General features: G+C 68.5%; 15 protein-coding genes. 5 read left to right on the forward strand and 10 right to left on the reverse strand.

What is annotated here, in order from left to right:
* Positions 1–22 precede the first annotated feature (22 nt).
* The 5 genes from LK09_RS09800 to LK09_RS09820 all read right to left on the reverse strand — a co-directional run bounded on the left by LK09_RS09800 (position 23) and on the right by LK09_RS09820 (position 6559).
* Complete coding sequence (locus tag LK09_RS09800) at positions 23–973, reverse strand: ABC transporter permease (RefSeq protein ID WP_082008175.1); 951 nt, start codon at positions 971–973, stop codon at positions 23–25.
* A complete protein-coding gene (locus tag LK09_RS09805) occupies positions 970–1920 on the reverse strand; it encodes an ABC transporter permease (RefSeq protein WP_039398771.1) in 951 nt (316 codons plus the stop codon). The genes LK09_RS09800 and LK09_RS09805 overlap by 4 nt, the downstream gene beginning before the upstream one ends.
* Positions 1917–4007 (reverse strand): dipeptide ABC transporter ATP-binding protein, encoded by a 2091-nt coding sequence (locus LK09_RS09810; RefSeq protein WP_197061017.1) that lies wholly within the window; start codon positions 4005–4007, stop codon positions 1917–1919. Before LK09_RS09810 ends, LK09_RS09805 begins: the two co-directional genes overlap by 4 nt.
* 84 nt (positions 4008–4091) lie before the next feature.
* On the reverse strand, positions 4092–5168 hold the full coding sequence (locus LK09_RS09815; protein WP_039398773.1) for a dipeptidase: 1077 nt from the start codon (positions 5166–5168) through the stop codon (positions 4092–4094).
* Positions 5165–6559, reverse strand: a complete 1395-nt coding sequence (locus LK09_RS09820) for a serine hydrolase domain-containing protein (protein WP_039398775.1) — start codon at positions 6557–6559, stop codon at positions 5165–5167. The genes LK09_RS09815 and LK09_RS09820 overlap by 4 nt, the downstream gene beginning before the upstream one ends.
* Before the next feature lie 195 nt (positions 6560–6754).
* Between LK09_RS09820 and LK09_RS21760 the strand changes: the two genes are divergently transcribed.
* Together LK09_RS21760 and LK09_RS20735 are read left to right on the forward strand one after the other, a co-directional pair.
* The gene (locus tag LK09_RS21760) at positions 6755–7081 is read left to right on the forward strand and encodes a CU044_2847 family protein (RefSeq protein WP_039398776.1); all 327 of its coding nucleotides are present in this window, start codon (positions 6755–6757) and stop codon (positions 7079–7081) included.
* The gene (locus LK09_RS20735; protein ID WP_052226637.1) at positions 7081–9507 is read left to right on the forward strand and encodes a CHAT domain-containing protein; all 2427 of its coding nucleotides are present in this window, start codon (positions 7081–7083) and stop codon (positions 9505–9507) included. The genes LK09_RS21760 and LK09_RS20735 overlap by 1 nt, the downstream gene beginning before the upstream one ends.
* A gap of 9 nt (positions 9508–9516) precedes the next feature.
* Here LK09_RS20735 and LK09_RS09835 read toward each other — a convergent pair whose 3' ends face one another.
* Positions 9517–9981, reverse strand: a complete 465-nt coding sequence (locus tag LK09_RS09835) for a YybH family protein (RefSeq protein ID WP_052226638.1) — start codon at positions 9979–9981, stop codon at positions 9517–9519.
* A gap of 200 nt (positions 9982–10181) precedes the next feature.
* Here LK09_RS09835 and LK09_RS09840 point away from each other — a divergent pair, with 200 nt between their 5' ends.
* The 3 genes from LK09_RS09840 to LK09_RS21450 all read left to right on the forward strand — a co-directional run bounded on the left by LK09_RS09840 (position 10182) and on the right by LK09_RS21450 (position 11363).
* On the forward strand, positions 10182–10523 hold the full coding sequence (locus LK09_RS09840) for a hypothetical protein (RefSeq protein ID WP_039398778.1): 342 nt from the start codon (positions 10182–10184) through the stop codon (positions 10521–10523).
* The gene (locus tag LK09_RS09845) at positions 10520–10807 is read left to right on the forward strand and encodes a hypothetical protein (RefSeq protein ID WP_039398780.1); all 288 of its coding nucleotides are present in this window, start codon (positions 10520–10522) and stop codon (positions 10805–10807) included. Before LK09_RS09840 ends, LK09_RS09845 begins: the two co-directional genes overlap by 4 nt.
* 97 nt (positions 10808–10904) lie before the next feature.
* On the forward strand, positions 10905–11363 hold the full coding sequence (locus LK09_RS21450; protein WP_156138718.1) for a hypothetical protein: 459 nt from the start codon (positions 10905–10907) through the stop codon (positions 11361–11363).
* 333 nt (positions 11364–11696) lie between these two features.
* Here the strand turns inward: LK09_RS21450 and LK09_RS09850 are convergent, their stop codons facing one another.
* From LK09_RS09850 to LK09_RS20740, 4 genes are all read right to left on the reverse strand, one after another.
* On the reverse strand, positions 11697–11936 hold the full coding sequence (locus LK09_RS09850) for a toxin (protein ID WP_039398782.1): 240 nt from the start codon (positions 11934–11936) through the stop codon (positions 11697–11699).
* On the reverse strand, positions 11933–12196 hold the full coding sequence (locus LK09_RS09855; protein WP_039398784.1) for a ribbon-helix-helix protein, CopG family: 264 nt from the start codon (positions 12194–12196) through the stop codon (positions 11933–11935). The genes LK09_RS09850 and LK09_RS09855 overlap by 4 nt, the downstream gene beginning before the upstream one ends.
* An 82-nt stretch (positions 12197–12278) precedes the next feature.
* Positions 12279–14903 (reverse strand): alpha-L-rhamnosidase, encoded by a 2625-nt coding sequence (locus tag LK09_RS09860; RefSeq protein ID WP_082008177.1) that lies wholly within the window; start codon positions 14901–14903, stop codon positions 12279–12281.
* Positions 14904–14921: 18 nt separating this feature from the next.
* Positions 14922–15806, reverse strand: coding sequence for an alpha/beta hydrolase fold domain-containing protein (locus tag LK09_RS20740; protein WP_082008178.1), 885 nt, complete (start codon positions 15804–15806; stop codon positions 14922–14924).
* Between the last annotated feature and the right edge of the window lie 20 nt (positions 15807–15826).

Here is a 15826-nt window from a genome sequence, read left to right on the forward strand (position 1 = left end):
CGGGGTGGGAAGGGAGGAAGGGTCAGTCGCCGCGGCGATCGAGCGCGTCGCGCAACGCGTCGCCGAGCAGGTTGAAGGCCAGGACGGTGAGCACGATGCATGCGCCGACGGGGTACACCAGCCACCAGTAGCCGGAGGTGATGTAGGTGGTGCCGGCGGACAGCTGGCTCCCCCAGTCGGTGACCGGGTAGGTGAGGCCGAAGCCGAGGAATCCCAGTGCGGCGATGGTGAGGATCGCGTCGGCAACCTGGAATGTGACGTTGACGACGATGACGCCGATCGTGTTCGGGATGAGGTGGGTGAAGATCAGTCGGGGTTTGCGAGCGCCCATCAGACGGGCGGCGAGCACGAACTCGCGCACCCGTAGGGAAAGCACCTCGCTGCGGATGAGCCGAGCGATCACGAGCCAGGAGAATCCACCGATGACCAGCGCCAGGGTGACCGGCGTCGCCGTGAACCTCGCAGACAGGATCAGCACGAAGAACAGGAACGGAATCGCCAGCAGAATGTCGACCAGCCGCATCATGAAGCCGTCGAGGACGCCGCCGAAAAGGCCCGCGATCGCACCGTAGACCGTGCCGACGGCCGTTGCCACGAACGCCGCGAGCAGGCCGATCTCGAGCGACACCTGGCCGCCCAGCATGAGCCGCCCGAGCACGTCGAACCCGTTGGTGTCGGTTCCGAGAGGATGGCCGTCACCCGGGGGCAGCGACGCGTTGAGGACATCGACGTCCGTCTGATTCGTGTGGTAGACGAGCGGCCCGAGGAAGCAGAACACGAACAGGCCGATGAGCATCGACGCGCCGATGACGGCGAGGCGATTTCGCCGGAGGGTTCGAATGACCGCTCGGGTGGACCGTGGCGGCTTCGCCACCGCCAGAACGCCGGTCGGGTCCGGCTCCGGGCGGGCGACGCTCGTCTGCACGACGCCCTCTTCGGCCAGCGCAGTGCTCTCGTGGTCTTGCTGGTTCATTTCGTGAGCTCGATCCGTCGGTCCGCGCGCGCGACGAGGATGTCGGCGACGAGGTTGCCGGCGACGGTCAGCACGCCGCCGAGCAGGGTGTAGGCCAGCAGCACCGGGTAGTCCTCCCGGTTGAGGCTGTTGAGGAAGAGCAGACCGAGACCCGGGTAGTTGAACACCGACTCGACGATGAGGTTGCCGGCGAGGAGGATCGGGATCTGCAAGCCGATCAGCGTGATGAGCGGGATGCACGCGTTCCTCAGGAGGTGCTTGGTGATCACCATGCGCTCCGGCATCCCTTTCGCCCGGGCGACCTTGATGTAGTCCTGGCCGAGTTCCTCGAGGGCGGAGGAGCGCTGGTACTGGGAGAAGACGACGAGGTTGGTGATGGTGAGCGTCAGCACCGGGAGCGCCATCGACCGTGTGTCCGTGAAGACGGCCCAGGGCGAGGACGACTGCGACGCCTCGGCCGGGAAGAGGGGGATCGCCTGGCTCAGGAGGGCGATCAGCAGGAGCGCGATGAGGAAGGACGGCGTCGCGTACAGCAGATACGAGACGGACGTGGCCGCGCGGTCGAGGAAGGAGTTCTTCCGGATCGCCTGGGCGATCCCGAGCGGAACCGCGATGCACAGGGCGAGCACGAGGGCGGAGAGCGACAGCATCGCGCTGCGCCCGGCGTTCTCCCACAGGAGGGTCGAGACGTCCTCGTTGAGGATGTACGACCGACCGAGGTTTCCGGTGAGGAGGTTGCCGAGGAAGGCGAGGTACTGGACGATCACCGGGCGGTCATAGCCGTTCGCGGCGTTGAACGCGTTGATGGCATCCTCCGTCGCCTTCGGACCGAGCACAGCGCGCCCCGGGCTGTCCGAGATGGTGTGCAGCATCAGGAAGACGATGAAGGAGAGTCCGAGGAGCACGACCAGCGAGACGCCGACGCGCCGCAGCACATACCCGGTCATCGGGTGACCTCCTGACGTGTCGAGCGGGTCCCGGCCGGAACCCGCGGATCCTCGACCGGTTGAAGCGGGAAGTGGCAGGCCACCTGATGCGTCGCGGTCACCGGCCTCAGTTCGGGCTCCTCGATCGCACACCGCTCGGTGGCCAGCGGACAGCGCGTACGGAAGCGGCATCCGCTCGGCGGATCGAGCGGACTCGGGATCTCGCCGGTGATGCGTCCCACGGGTTCGGATGCCGTCTCGGGGTGGGCGATCGGCACGGCGGCGAGGAGCCCGGCGGTATACGGGTGCGCGGCCGAGCCGTAGACGGCATCCGTGTCGCCGATCTCGACGAGCTTGCCGAGGTACATGACGCCGACGCGATCGGAGAGGTATCGCACCACGGACAGATCGTGCGAGATCACGACGCTCGACAGTCCCCGCTCGCGCTGCTGGCTGCGCATGAGGTTCAGGACCTGGGACCGGATGGACACGTCGAGCGCGCTGACCGGCTCGTCTGCGACGAGCACGCTGGGAGCCAGAGCGAGAGCGCGCGCGAGTCCGATCCGCTGACGCTGACCGCCGGAGAGTTCGTACGGGTAGCGGTCGAGGATGCCTGCTCCGAGGCCGACACTGTCGAGGAGTTCGCGGGCGGTGGCCGTCCGCTGGGCCTGGGTGCCGACGCCCTGGATCGCGAGCGGCTCGCGCAGGGTCTGTCCGATCCGCATCTTGGGATCGAGCGACGCGCTGGAATCCTGGAACATCATCTGGAGCCGCGTGCGCCGCTCCGCCAGCTCTCGTGGCCTCACGCCGGAGATCTTCTGTCCGTCGAGGCGCACCTCCCCCGACGTCGGGCGGTCCAGGGCCACGAGGATCCGTCCGAGCGATGACTTTCCGCAGCCGGACTCGCCCACGAGTCCGAACGTCTCGCCCGCAGCGACGTCGAAGGTCACGCCGTCGACCGCCTTCACCGTGCGGCGGCGCCCCTTGGGTCCGAATCCGGAGACCGGATGCGCCTGCCGCACATCCGTGACACGCAAGCGCGGCTCCGACTCCGCGGGTGCCGGCCGCACCGGGTTCGCGGGGCGGGTGACGGTTGACGCCGCGGCACCCGGTCGAACCGGAATCGTCTGGGCGATCACCGGATTCCAGCAGGCGAATCTGTGGGCGGCATCCGGCCGGTCCACGCCGTCCGTGGTGACCAGCGGCGGGTATTCCGCACGGCAGCGTTCAGTGGCGGCGGCGCAGCGCGGCGCGAACCGGCAGCCGACCGGCTGCTCGGTCGGGTCCGGCGGGGAGCCGGGGATGCTGAACAGCTCGACGGAGCGGTCCTGCTCGAGTGAGGGGATCGAGGAGAGGAGCGCGTGCGTGTACTGGTGCCGGGTGTCGCGGAACAGCTGCGTCGTGGGCCCGGTCTCCACCATGCGCCCGGCGTACATCACGCCCACGTGGTCGGCGTAACGCGCGACCACGCCCATGTCGTGGGTGACGAGGATCATCGACATGCCCAGCTGGCGCTTGAGCCCGTCGAGCAGCTCCAGGATCTCGGCCTGGATGGTCACGTCGAGTGCGGTCGTCGGCTCGTCCGCGATGAGGAGCTTCGGCTCGCAGATGAGAGCCATGACGATCATGACGCGCTGGCGCATCCCGCCCGAGAGCTGGTGCGGGAAGTCATCGAACCGCTCCGCAGGGTTCGGGATGCCGACGAGCGCGAGCATCTCCTCGACGACCTTGCGCGCCGCCCGGGAGCTCGCCCTGCGGTGCAGCCGGTAGGTCTCGACGATCTGATCCCCGACCCGCCGGGTGGGGTTCAGGGAGGTGAGCGAATCCTGGAACACCATCGCGATGTCGTTGCCGCGGATGGCGCGATACTCCGCGTCCGCGAGGCCGACCAGCTCGCGCCCGTCGAACCGGATGGAGCCGGAGGTCACGCGACCGCCGGCGGGCAGCATCCCCATCACGGCGAGGCCGGTCATGGACTTGCCGGATCCGGTCTCACCGACGATGCCGAGAGTCTCGCCGACGCCCACCGTCAGACTCACGCCGGTGACCGGGCGAACGAGTCGTTCGCCGCGTCGGATCTCCACGGTGAGATCACTGATCGTCAGCATGCGGCGCTCCTTTGTGCGGGTGTATTTCATGGTGCGGGATGTCGACCCCGCGCCGTTCGTCTGGATCATCAAACCGGGTGTGGTTCATTCGTCCTCGCGGACGAAGGGCGTGGGCGGAACGCCGAGCTGCTCCCGGAAGAGCCGTCGCACGTTGCCGCCGAGCACCGCCCGGATGTCGGCCTCAGCCCAGCCGCGCCGCAGCAGAGCGGCTGTCAGCAGCGGCAGGCCGGACGGTCCCTCGAGGCCCGGAAGGTAGGCGTCGGCGGGGACGCCTTCGACGTCCGTGACCCTGCAGCAGGGGGCGGTGGTCTCCTCGAGGACTTCCTTGACGAAGTCGGGGCCGATCCCGACCTGGTCGATTCCGGCGACCGCCGCGAGATGCTCGAGATGATCCACCAGGCGGTCCACCGACCGGTCTTCGCCGTGCAGGAACGGGGCGAAGAAGTTCACGCACACCACTCCCCCGGCGGAGGCGATCATGCGGATCGGCTCGTCGCGCAGATTGCGGTGGTGGTCGAGCAGTGCCCGAGCGGAGGAGTGGGTGGCGATCACCGGACGCTGGGCGATCTCGAGCACATGGTCGACCCCGGCGGCGCCCAGATGGCTGACGTCGAAGAGCATGCCGAGGCGCTCCATCTCGGCGACGGCGCGGACACCGGCCCGTGTGAGCCGACTGCCGGCGGCATCCTCACCGCTGCCGTCGGCGAAAGCACCGCGACCGAAGTGCGCGAGCGACGCGACACGCACCCCGAGACGGAACATCGTGTGCAGGAGCGCGACATCGTCGCCGATGCCGTGCGCGCCCTCGAGTGCCAGCACCAGGGCGATTCGACCGGATGAAGCGGCCGCGTCGAGTTCCGTCCCGTCCCCGCACAGCGCGACGGTCCGGGCGTTCTGTTCGGCCAGGCGATGCGCCGCCTCGATCATCCGCATCGTCTGTCGGAGCGCACCTTCGGACCGATGGGTGTCATCGACGAAGACGGGCAGCACCTGCAGGTCGATGCCGCCGTCGGTCAGCTGGGGCAGCCAGCGTTCCGCGAAGAACGTCCCCCACTGCTCACTGGGTCGTGCAACGACCGCGCACAGCAGATCGTTGTGGGTGTCGGCGACGTACGCGCCGGCGTGCAGTCGTGCGGCCCCGGGCGGAACACGGACGCTCATGCGTCCACCCGCACGTCGGCTCGACCGGTGTGCATGATCCTCGTCCGGCCGAATCGATCACCGTCCAGGAACGCGACGGGCTGGTGGATGCCGCCGTCCGCTGTCACCGGCAGCAGCGCGTCGCCCTGCCATCCCACCAGTTCGGTGCGATACGGCAGCTCGCCGAGGTCTGCGAGTTCCCCGAGCGGCGTCCGTTCCAGCCACAGTCGACCGCCGGCATCCAACGTGACGTCGGTGACCTCGACGCTGGAGGCGTATCGGCCCGTGAAACGCTCCGGCTGCGGCGGAAGCGCGACGCGTTCCGCGCCGGGCACGGGCGCGGCGACGGCACTGATGCCGCCGAGGTCGTGAAGGACGCGATCCGCGAGTTCCGCGAAGAGGGGTCGCATGGCGCCGCCGTTCGCGAGGATCGCCACGGCCACGTCCCGGTCCGGCACGAGTCGGAGCAGCGCGGACTGTCCGATCGTGCTGCCGTCATGCCCGATGACCGTGCCCCCGTCGCGGTTCCACATCTCCCAGCCGAGTCCCCAGGCCGTCCCCTGCCCGATCGGCGGCAGCGCGATCTGCGGGCGCTGCATCTCCTGCACCGTCTCCGCACGCAGCACAGCCCCGCCGCGATCACGCGCCAGGTGAAGACGCGCGAACGAGAGCAGATCCTCGGCACGCATCGCCAAGCGCGATCCGGCCGGAGCGTTCGACTTGGCCATGGACCATCTCGTCGTCGGTGTCAGCGGAGCGTCGGGGGCGTTCCGGACGTGACCGACGGCTGCGAGCTCGAGGATCGCCTCGTCGGCGCTCACGGCCGCATGTCCGAGCCCCAGCGGCTCGAGCAGCTCATCGCGGAGGATCCGATCGTACGGACGGCCGTGGACCACCTCGAGCACACGGCCGAGAACGCACATGCCCGCGTTGTTGTACGAGAACATGGCGCCGGGCCGGAAGAGCTGGGGGGTCGCCGCCAGCTCGGCGACGAAGCGCTCCAGGCAGTCGTCGTTCTCGCCGGTGTCGGTGAAGACGTCGCCCTCGAAACCGGAAGTGTGCGTGAGGAGGTGGCGCACGGTGATCCGCCGCGCAGCGTTTTCGTCCGCAAGCGCGAACTCGGGCAGGATGCTGCGGACCGTCTGGTCGAGTCGGAGGCGGCCGTCCTCGACCAGCCGCATCGCGAGCGTGGTCGTGAAGACCTTGGTGATCGAGCCGATCTGGAAGACCGCATCGGATGAGACCGGCACGCCGGTGGCGAGGTTGAGCACGCCCGCGGCAGCGGTGATCGTCTCATCTCCCGCCGCGACGGCGACCGAGACGCCGGGCACGCCGCTCTCGGCACGCAGTTCAGGCAGGCGTGCCTGCAACCACATTCGCACGTCGGCGGATCGGCGATCAGTCTGCAGCATGGGGTCCCTTTCGCGGCTCAGTGCGCACGAGCCTAGAAAGGGGATCGACTGCAGACCTCATCGGAGGCGACGATGGGGTCGCGCTGCGTTCGTCGATCCCGACCAAGTCGGCGGTGACGGGCGGGTGGTGGCGCGCGACCCAAGGGAAGAGCACACTGAGTGGAGAGCCACGGAGCATTGTCTGGGAGATGCACGATGGGGGATCTGCTCGCATTCGGATCAGGGGATGACGGCGGTGTCGTGTACGTCGAGACCGCGGACATCGAGCGCCCGGTGATGCGCGGCGGCACAGCCTCGAACGTCATCGCCGCGGGCCAGAGCCTCGAGCAGGTGGTGGGGCGCATCGGGCCGATCGTGCAGAGCATGGTCGCCGAGATCCGGAGCTCGGCGGAATGGCCGGACGAGGTGGAGATCGAGTTCGCCGTGAAGATCTCGGCGGACTCGAACATCGTCATCGCCAAAGCCGGCGGCGAGGCGAACTTCCGCATCGCGCTGAGGTGGGGTGGCCAGGGAGGCCGTTGATGGCCGTCACCGTGTACGACGACCTCCAGTTGCGGATCGACCGCGACGCGGACGGCTCGTATCGCGTCCTCGCTGTGGCGCCCGACGGACGAGCCGCGCGGGGCTCGTTCGTCTCACCGCTGAGCGACGACGAGCTCGACGAGTTCGTGCAGCGCGTCGGGCTGGCGCGGCGACGCGGCGGATCGACGGATGCCCGGATGGATGCCATCCGCGGCGTCGGATCCGCCCTCTTCGATTCGCTGATCAAGGACGAGGTCGGCACGGTCTACTACTCGGCGCGAAGCGCCGCGGCCGAGCGCGATCGAGGGCTGCGCATCACGCTGCGCCTCTCCGGGTCTCCTGAGCTCATGCGCCTGCCCTGGGAGTTTCTCTACAAGAGACCTCGATTCCTCGCCCAGTCGACGCAGACACCGGTCGTGCGGGCACTCGACGTGGACTCCGCGATGCGTCCGCAGCGCCTCACGCTGCCGCTGCGCATCCTCGCCATGGTCAGCAGCCCGTCCGGGTACCCGGAGCTCGACGCCGAGGCTGAGCGGCGGAACCTGGAGCGCGCTCTCGCCGCACCGCGCACGGCGGGGCTGGTCGAGATCACCTGGCTCGAACGCGCGACGCTCGGCGACCTGGCGCGTCACGTCGCGGAGCTCGACGACGTGCACGTGCTGCACTACATCGGCCATGGAGCGTACGACGAGGCCACCGACTCGGGCATCCTCGTCCTCGAGACCCCGCAGGGCCGGGCGCATGACGTCTCCGGGGAGGAGATCGGGGCGATCCTGCAGGACGAGACGAGTCTGCGACTCGTCGTGCTGAACGCGTGCGAGGGTGCGCGGACGTCGCACGTGGACCCGTTCTCCGGCGTGGCTGCGAGTCTCGTGAACTTCGACATCCCTGCCGTGATCGGGATGCAGTTCGAGATCACCGACGATGCGGCCATCGCGTTCAGCGAGAGCCTCTACACGGGGCTCGCACACGGACTGCCGGTGGACGCTGCGCTCGCCCCGGCGCGCCGCGCCATCGTCGGCGCGATGCTCGCGACGGAGTTCGGCACGCCCGTGCTGTACCTGCGGGACGGCGACGCCCGGCTGTTCGACGTTCAGGGACCCGTGCCGAGCGAGGAACCCCTGACGGAGGAATCGCTGCCGAGCGGGGCGTCGGACGATACGTCGACCCCGCGTGACGTGCCGGTCGGAGCGGTCGAACAGGTCGCGGAGCCGCTCGTCGGCGTGGAATCGCCGACGCAACCGCATCCCTCCGACGCGGCGACCCTCGCCGGGCCCTCCGTGACCCTCGCCGCTACGACGGCGTGGGCCGGTGCGGCTCTTCTGGTCGTCTCCGCGGTGGTTCTGCTCATCGGAAGCATCGTGGGAGTCGGCATCCTCTTCTCCGCCTCGGCGGCCCTGCAGACGCTGGCGGCCGTCGCGCTCGCGGTGCACAGCGCCCTGCGACCGGGCCGCGATGCGACGTCGCCCGCGTACCTGTTCGGCGCCGGCGCGGTGCTGAGCGCGGTCGTGCTGCTGACGGTCGACGGCAATCAGTTCGCGTCAGCCTGGGCGAGCATCGGCTACGGCGTCGTGCTGATGGTCGTCGCCGTCTGGCTCGTCCGAGCGAGGCGAGCCTCGCCGTTCGCAGGAAGCCGGCAGGTGCCTGCGGCGGGGGTGCTCGCCGCCGGAATCGTGTCGACCACGGTCGAGATCGTCTGGTTGAGCGGGGCGAACTGGTCGTACAACTGGCTCTGGCCGCTGAGCACGGTCGGCATGGCGGCCGGCTATGCCGTCTCCGGCCGGATGCTGAAGCGCGAAGCGCGCACGCCGCGCGCGGGATCGTCGCGCGCGCTTCTTCCGGTCTCCTTCGCGTGGAGCGCCTCCCTCGCGCTGGTGGTCCGGGTCGTCGCGGCGCTCGCGGCGGACCCGACCAGCACCGAGGCTCTCGTCGGGGGCGAGGTCGCGCAGGCGCTCGCCCTCGTGACACTCGCGGTCTACCACGCGGTGCGTCCCCGCCGGGACGGCCGGCCGGCCGTGATCGGCTACACGCTCGCGGCGGTCGCAAGCTTCGCCGGCGTCGCCGTCGTGATCGCCGGGCAGCACGCCTATGAGCTCCTCGCGGCATTGCCGTGGACGGATCTGGTGACCGGCATCCTGCTCGGGGCGGTCGGCGTCTGGTTGTCCGCGGTCGGCCGCGCGCGCGGCGGCCCGTTCGGGAGGAGCCTGTGGATCCCCGGTCCGTTCACGCTCGCGGCTGGTGCGCTGACGGCGCTCGTCGGCTCGGTCGCGATCATCGGGTCGTCGGACATCGGTGCGGTGATCCGGTGGATCTGGCCGATCGCCGTGCTCGGGATGGCGGTCGGCTACGCGCTGTCGGCCCTGGCCCTCAGGAGAGAGGCCTCCGTCGAGGCATCCGTCGGTTCCCAGCCGCAGGCGGCTGAGTAGGTCGGGAGCTCACGGTTCGAGGTTGGTCACGCCCTTTCCGGTGCTGAGGTCGAAGGGGACGGATGCCTGGTCGTGCACGATCAACCATTCCCCCTCGATCAGCCGCATGCAGAACGTCGCCCGCACCCACATCCCGGTGACCGCCGTGCCGTTGCCGAGCGTTCCGCCGAGACGGCCGAATGCGTGGGCGAAGGCGACGTCTCCCCCAGCCGCGACGGTGAGATCGCGCACCTCGTACGTGACCTCATCGAAGGCGGCGAACACCTTCTCCCAGTTGCGCATCTTCGCGGCGCGTCCGCGGTGCGCGAGTGGCGGCTCGACATCGAACGACACGACGTCCTCGCTGTAGCAGAGCGCGAGAGCGTCGAGATCTTTGGCGTGGAGCAGCTCCGCGATCCGCTCGATGCGGCGACGAATGGGTTCCGCCTCGGTCGCTTCGTGGGCGCCGTGGTCGGTCTTGTTGCGGGCATCCATACGTCGTTCCTTTCGTGTGACGGTTTCGCTTGACGGACGCGTGTCGGGGCTGCCCCGTCGGCAGAGCGGTGGAAACCGCAGGTTCGGTCGGCGGCGGTCCGCCCTTCGGTCAGGGCACGGATCCAGGCTTACGCGATTCCTCACGGATCTTCCAGACCGCGAGCCGGCTGGAATGCGCGCATACAGTTCCGGCGGGTCACGTGAACGACGTCGGCCCGCCGGTCGACGAAGAGTTCTACATCGCGGCAGGGGTGTGCACCTCAGCTCATATGCTCGGGTGGGTGAGCGCGATTCGTTTTGACGTGGTGTTGCGGCGGGATGAGACGAAGAGCGTCCTCGCGGCCGTCGGGGCGCTGGCAAGTCAGCGGCGGTTGTCGGGGAATGGAGTGTCGCAGTCCCGGGACCGCATACGTCAGTTTCGATTCGCCGCAGATGAGGCGAACCAATGGTGGTCGATTGTCTTCGACGACAACGAGCGGTACGAGTACCGCGACGGTGTGTACTCGTACCTGGGTCGCCGATGCCGCAGGAGCTGGAGATGATCTGGCCGACGAAGTTGCTGACCTGGGGAAGTCCCGGCGGAACCTTCTATCCTGTCCTGGCCCAACATGTTGGCCGGCATTCAATCCTTCTCACTTTCGAGCACGACCACGATCCCGCCTTCCGGCAGACGCTCGTTATCGACGAGCGGTCAGGGATCGCGAAGCGCATGGTCGGCTTCGGCTACGGGTTGATCATCACGAGCATCGAGCCGCTCGGGAAATGGGAGCCCGAGCAGCAGCAGGCCTTCGAGCCGATCAGAGGGCCGATCCCCACTGACTACTAGTCATCGCACGATTGCCGGTGGCTGATCGCGCGACTCTTTGGTTGGTCGTCCTCATTGGCAGCTACTTCCGGGGTCGTGGTCTGGGTAGATTGGCGGGATGGTCGATGCCATCCTGCTCATGGCGGAGTACTTCGCCGATCCACCGTTGTGGCGGCAATCGTCCACAAGAACAGGGAACGCCGACCCACAACCGCTCGAACTGAGCGATCGCCTCCGGTCTGATCTCCGGGCGTGGAACGATGGGCTCGAAGCCGCCAGTGCAACCGACGCGTACGGCTCGACCGTAGTCCTCTCTGCTGAAACGCCCGGCACGACGATCGATCGTTGGACAGCGAATGGCGCCGAATCGCTGACCGTGAGCAGGGCCGGGGGTCGCAACGGCGCGGCCAAAGCCATCGTCGGGTGGCGTCAGCTCACGCAAAGAGTCGGGCCCCCGTTCGGGAACGCCGCAACGAGGGCGACCGGTCTGCGGGCGGCGGGAGCGCTGCAACGGGACCTCGGCGCAACGGCGCAGGTCACCGTCTTCGGCGGCGCCCGAGGCCCAGGCGACTACTAATCCACCCGATGCCTCCGATAGGCGCCGCGCGACATGATGCGCAAGATCATCGACCGGCGCTCATCACGTAGCCCAGCCTGGTCAAGAATCCCGTGGCGTTCGTTGCAGAACTCGTCCAACGGGCCAAAAAAGCGCCTCTGACCGGGAATTTTGACGGAGACGGAGGGATTGAACCCTGACCTGGGTTGATGTGGTGAGCGGCGTTGGGATGGGTTCCCTTGATTTCACGCGGGTTCGCGTGCTGCCAGGATCGGTTCCGATGACGTTCGGGCAGACTCAGCGTGTCCGGTTTCGATTCGTTCTTTCCCGAATTCTTCCCACGCTCATGGACCATTACGGCAGCAAGTCGAGCATCTGCGGACGCGCCTTCATCGCATGGATGACGAGTTCGTTGCCACTGTCGAAGACGAGGACGACGGTCTCCAGCAGCCGTCCCTGCGTGTCGAACCCGAGTCGGAGCTGACGAGCGGGCGAATCGTCATCGAGGTCCTCGATCCAGACCGCCCAGGTTGCTGCTTGGATGGCATCATCATTCGAGATCCCGTGCTTGCGGGCGGCGTCGTGAACCTTCACGCGGCGTAGGCGGCCAGTGCGTCGCGAATCAGTTCGGAGCGTGTCTTATGCGCTTGCGCTGCACGCGCATCGAGCGCCGCGAGCTCATCGCTCGTCAGCCGCAGCGCCACGACCTGAGATGGCTCGGCGCCGCGACCGGGTCGGCCCCGCCCGCGCTTCTTGAGCTCCTCGACGTCGTAGCCGGCTTCAGCCTCCGCCGCCCACGCCGCGATCTGCTCCTCCGTGACCGGCACGCCGTTGATGGTTTCGCCTGTGCTCATGGGCTCATCGTAATACGAAATTCAGAGCTTGGGGAGGACCATCGCGACCCCCGGAATCGTGGGGTTTCACCTGTGGAGGACGTCACAGTTCGGCGAGCTGTATGCGCAGCTGCCGAAGACCTTCCGGCGGGATGGACCCTGCCGCCATGTCCAGCACGGTGTTCAGCGGGACGGGCCTGGCCATTTCGATCATCGGGCTGTCCGCGATGCCCGGCACGACCCGATCGAAGACGGCGCGTGAGGCCGGGTCATCCAGCAGCTCACCGAGGGTGATGACGTCCGGGTCGATGCGGCCCCAGATCACGGGCTCATCGGATGCCACAGCCACAGAACGACGCTCGCCACGCAGGTCGGGGTACGGGGTGCGAGTCGGTCCCGCCGGCAGGCTGAGCGTCCAGTCGCTTTGCCCCGCGGACAGCTCGCGCGTTTCGCCGTTCGGAAAGTGCAGAACGCCGGTCACGCCGTTCGGGATGCTGACCGAGACAGTGACGTCGCGCCCGACGCGCTCCCAGCGGCTGCGAATGACGCCGTGCCGGGTATCGAGCGATCCCTCCGCCCAGGACAGGCGTCCGTCGAAGTGGGGGCGGATGTCGATCTTCGTGTACCCGGGCTCGGCGGGGACGATCCCTGCGACGTACTCGTGGAGGAACGTGATGACCGCTCCTTTGGAGTAGTGGTTGAGCGATTCGTGCGGGTTCCCTTCCGCGTCGATTCCCGACCAGGATTCCCAGACCGTGGTGGCTCCGCGTTCGAGCATCACCAGCCAGCCCGGCTCGTCGTTCTGGAACAGGAGGTTGAAGGCGACGTCGGCGTAGCCGTTGTCCGCGAGAACCGGGAGCAGCATCCCGGTCGAGAGGAAGCCGGTGCCGAGGTGCGTACCGTTCTCCTCGATCAGCCGAACCAGATGATCTGCCGCTGCAGCCGTCAACTCGGCGGGGATGAGGCCGAATGCGAGACCACGGGCATAGTTCGCCTGGGTGGGGACCGCGAGCGTTCCGTCGGCGCCCAGGAACTCTGTTCGCCATGCCCCGACGACGTCCTCTGCGTACCGCGCGTAGCGTTCGGCCGCCTTGGTGTCTCCGATCACCCGAGCGGCGTCGGCCGTGAGCCGCGCGGAGTGTGCCAAGTAGGCGGTGGAGACGATGGCGGGGTCGCCCTGCGGGTTGAACGGGACGTCGGGCTCGAGCCATTCACCCCAGTGCCACCCCGTGTCCCAGAGGAACCGCTCGTGCGGCGCGGCTTCGGGTCGCGCGGCGACGCGACTGGGGTGGCGACCATCAGCTGCGGCCCTTGCCGCGTAGTCGACCCAGGCGCGCATCATGGGCGCGAACTCGGTCAGAATACGGGAGTCGCCGTAGGCGCGGTAGAGCTCCCACGGCACGATGGTGGCGGCGTCGCCCCAGCCGGCGGAGCCGTCGAAGGAGGTGGGGATGACGGGGTCCGGTTCGATGCCGCAATCGGGTGCGACGTTCGTGATCTTGCCATCCGGATGCTGGTCATCGGCCAGCGAGGTCAGCCATTTGCGCGCGAACCCGGTGATGTCGTCGAGGAATGCAGCGCTGCGCGAGAAGATCTGGAAGTCGCCGGTGTACCCCCACCGTTCGCGTTGCGGACAGTCGGTGGGGATGTCGAGCGTGTTCGCTCTCCAGCTGGCGACCGCGATGCGGTGAAGCTCGTTGAGGCGCGGGTCGCTGCAGGAGAACGTGCCGGTGCGACGGAGGTCGGTGCGCACCAGGACTGCAGTGATGTCGCCGGGAACCAGGTCGTCGTCGAGCCCATCGACCGCGACGTATCGGAAGCCGTGGGTCGTGTGGCGGGGCTCGAAGAAGTCGCGAGGGTTGCCGCGGGAGACGACGGTGTCGCGTTGACCCACCGGCAGTTTCGGCAGTCCCGGGGCGACGGTGATGTCGAGATGACCGAGGGTGAGGTCCCCTTCGAGGTCGAGCGCTTCGCCGTGAGTGAGGTGAATCGTGGTGCCCGCGGGGCCGAGTCCGGCTAGGCGGACCCAGCCATTGAGGTTCTGCCCGAAGTCGACGATCTGCCGTCCAGAGGGGCGGCGCGAAATCGAGACGGGAGTGAAGCTCTCGGTCTTGCGCACCGGCGGCGCGACCGACCAGATCAGCCGATCGTTGCGTCGGGTCAGCGGATCGTCAGCGGTCGTGACCGGCTGCCAGTCGGTGTGACCGAGACGGCGCAGGTCACTGGTCTGCCCGTCCATCAGGTCGGCCTGAACGATCGCTCCGATGCCGGTCTTCCAGGAACGGTCGGTGACCACCCGGGTGACGCCTTCTGTCGTCTCGACCGTGAGCACTGCGACCACCGCGGTCTGCGTTCCGAAGCTGTCGGGCACCCGGTGGGCGCCGACGCGGCCGCGGAACCACCCGTCGCTCAGGACGATGCGGATTTCGTTCTGTCCGTCGGCGGCCAGGCTGCTCACGTCGTACTGCTGGACCTGGAGCGTCTTGCGGTAGCTGGTGATGCCCGGCGTCAGCTCGAGATCGCCGACTCGTCGGCCGTTGAGGAACGCCTCATACACGCCGTGTGCCGTAACCGTCAGGATCGCGCCTGTCACACCGCCGGCCACGGTGAACTCGCGGCGGAACTCATAAGCCGGGCGCCGACCGGGCGCCGGCACGGCATCCGGAGTGGTGATCCACCGCGCGCCTGCGAGGGCTGCCGTCGGTGACGTCTGCGGGGGTGTCGGCATGAAGGATCGTCTCCTCGGTCAGGATCGCAGGATGCGGACGACTTCGTCGTGCACGCGTTTCGCTTCGGGTGTGGCCGAGCGGCTGAGCCCCACGGCATGGTTCGCATCGGGTGCGTACGTGAAGGTGCCCGTGTTCCCCGCCCGTTGCAGGAGACGGTAGGCATCCAGCGCCTGCGGCAGCAGGAGGTCGCGCCCTCCCGAGACCACGTGCACCGGCGGCAGGGCATCGAACCTGCCGTTGAGCGGACTGACCGCGGGGTCGGAGGTGGGCAGGTCTGCGGCCCACGCGCGGCCCCAGCGTCGGAGTTCGTCTGGGTCGAGGATGGCGTCCCAAGTCTGCAGCACAGCCGCTGCCGGGTGTGCGAGTTCGACGTCGAGCCACGGGCTCAGGAGGATGGCGGCACGGACGCCTTCGGGGTGGTGCTGCAGCACGCTCAGTGCCAGGCCACCGCCGGCGGAGTCGCCGGCGAGATACACCGCCCCTGCGCCTCGCTCCGCAATGGTCTCGGCGAGGACCTCCGCCACGAACGCCTGCGCTCGGGTCGCGTCGCCGACAGGAATCACCTCGTACAGCGGGACGACGGCGTCGACCCCGGCTGCCGTCGCGACCTGGGCGACGGCCTTCCAGTGCGAGCTCGAGATGGGGTGCGCGTAACCCCCGCCGGCGAGGAAGACGAGGGCGCGCCCGGGTCGCGCGTCACGGCGACGGAGCGTGACGACCCGCGACCCGGCCACTCGCGTCTCGCTGACGCCGAATCGCTTGGCGACGGACGCCGGCACGGCGGCCGGCGCGGGCGGTCCGTCCGCGCGGCGTCGCGCGATCTCCGCGGCGACGTCCTGCTTGCCACTGCGGGCGATGACACGTTTGACGATGGCGTCCATCGCCAGTGCTCGAATCGACATGAAGTACTCCTGGAAGTGCG

Source organism: Microbacterium mangrovi, assembly GCF_000802305.1.
GTDB lineage: Bacteria > Actinomycetota > Actinomycetes > Actinomycetales > Microbacteriaceae > Microbacterium > Microbacterium mangrovi.

Excerpts from the sequence above, each read along its gene's own strand:
- LK09_RS20735 (WP_052226637.1), top strand. The coding sequence starts at position 7,081 with ATGGCCGTCACCGTGTACGACGACCTCCAGTTGCGGATCGACCGCGAC.
- LK09_RS21450 (WP_156138718.1), top strand. The coding sequence starts at position 10,905 with ATGGTCGATGCCATCCTGCTCATGGCGGAGTACTTCGCCGATCCACCG.
- LK09_RS09810 (WP_197061017.1), bottom strand. The coding sequence starts at position 4,007 with ATGCTGACGATCAGTGATCTCACCGTGGAGATCCGACGCGGCGAACGA.
- LK09_RS09805 (WP_039398771.1), bottom strand. The coding sequence starts at position 1,920 with ATGACCGGGTATGTGCTGCGGCGCGTCGGCGTCTCGCTGGTCGTGCTC.
- LK09_RS09835 (WP_052226638.1), bottom strand. The coding sequence starts at position 9,981 with ATGGATGCCCGCAACAAGACCGACCACGGCGCCCACGAAGCGACCGAG.
- LK09_RS20740 (WP_082008178.1), bottom strand. The coding sequence starts at position 15,806 with ATGTCGATTCGAGCACTGGCGATGGACGCCATCGTCAAACGTGTCATC.
- LK09_RS09845 (WP_039398780.1), top strand. The coding sequence starts at position 10,520 with ATGATCTGGCCGACGAAGTTGCTGACCTGGGGAAGTCCCGGCGGAACC.
- LK09_RS09800 (WP_082008175.1), bottom strand. The coding sequence starts at position 973 with ATGAACCAGCAAGACCACGAGAGCACTGCGCTGGCCGAAGAGGGCGTC.
- LK09_RS09820 (WP_039398775.1), bottom strand. The coding sequence starts at position 6,559 with ATGCTGCAGACTGATCGCCGATCCGCCGACGTGCGAATGTGGTTGCAG.
- LK09_RS09815 (WP_039398773.1), bottom strand. The coding sequence starts at position 5,168 with ATGAGCGTCCGTGTTCCGCCCGGGGCCGCACGACTGCACGCCGGCGCG.
- LK09_RS21760 (WP_039398776.1), top strand. The coding sequence starts at position 6,755 with ATGGGGGATCTGCTCGCATTCGGATCAGGGGATGACGGCGGTGTCGTG.
- LK09_RS09855 (WP_039398784.1), bottom strand. The coding sequence starts at position 12,196 with ATGAGCACAGGCGAAACCATCAACGGCGTGCCGGTCACGGAGGAGCAG.
- LK09_RS09860 (WP_082008177.1), bottom strand. The coding sequence starts at position 14,903 with ATGCCGACACCCCCGCAGACGTCACCGACGGCAGCCCTCGCAGGCGCG.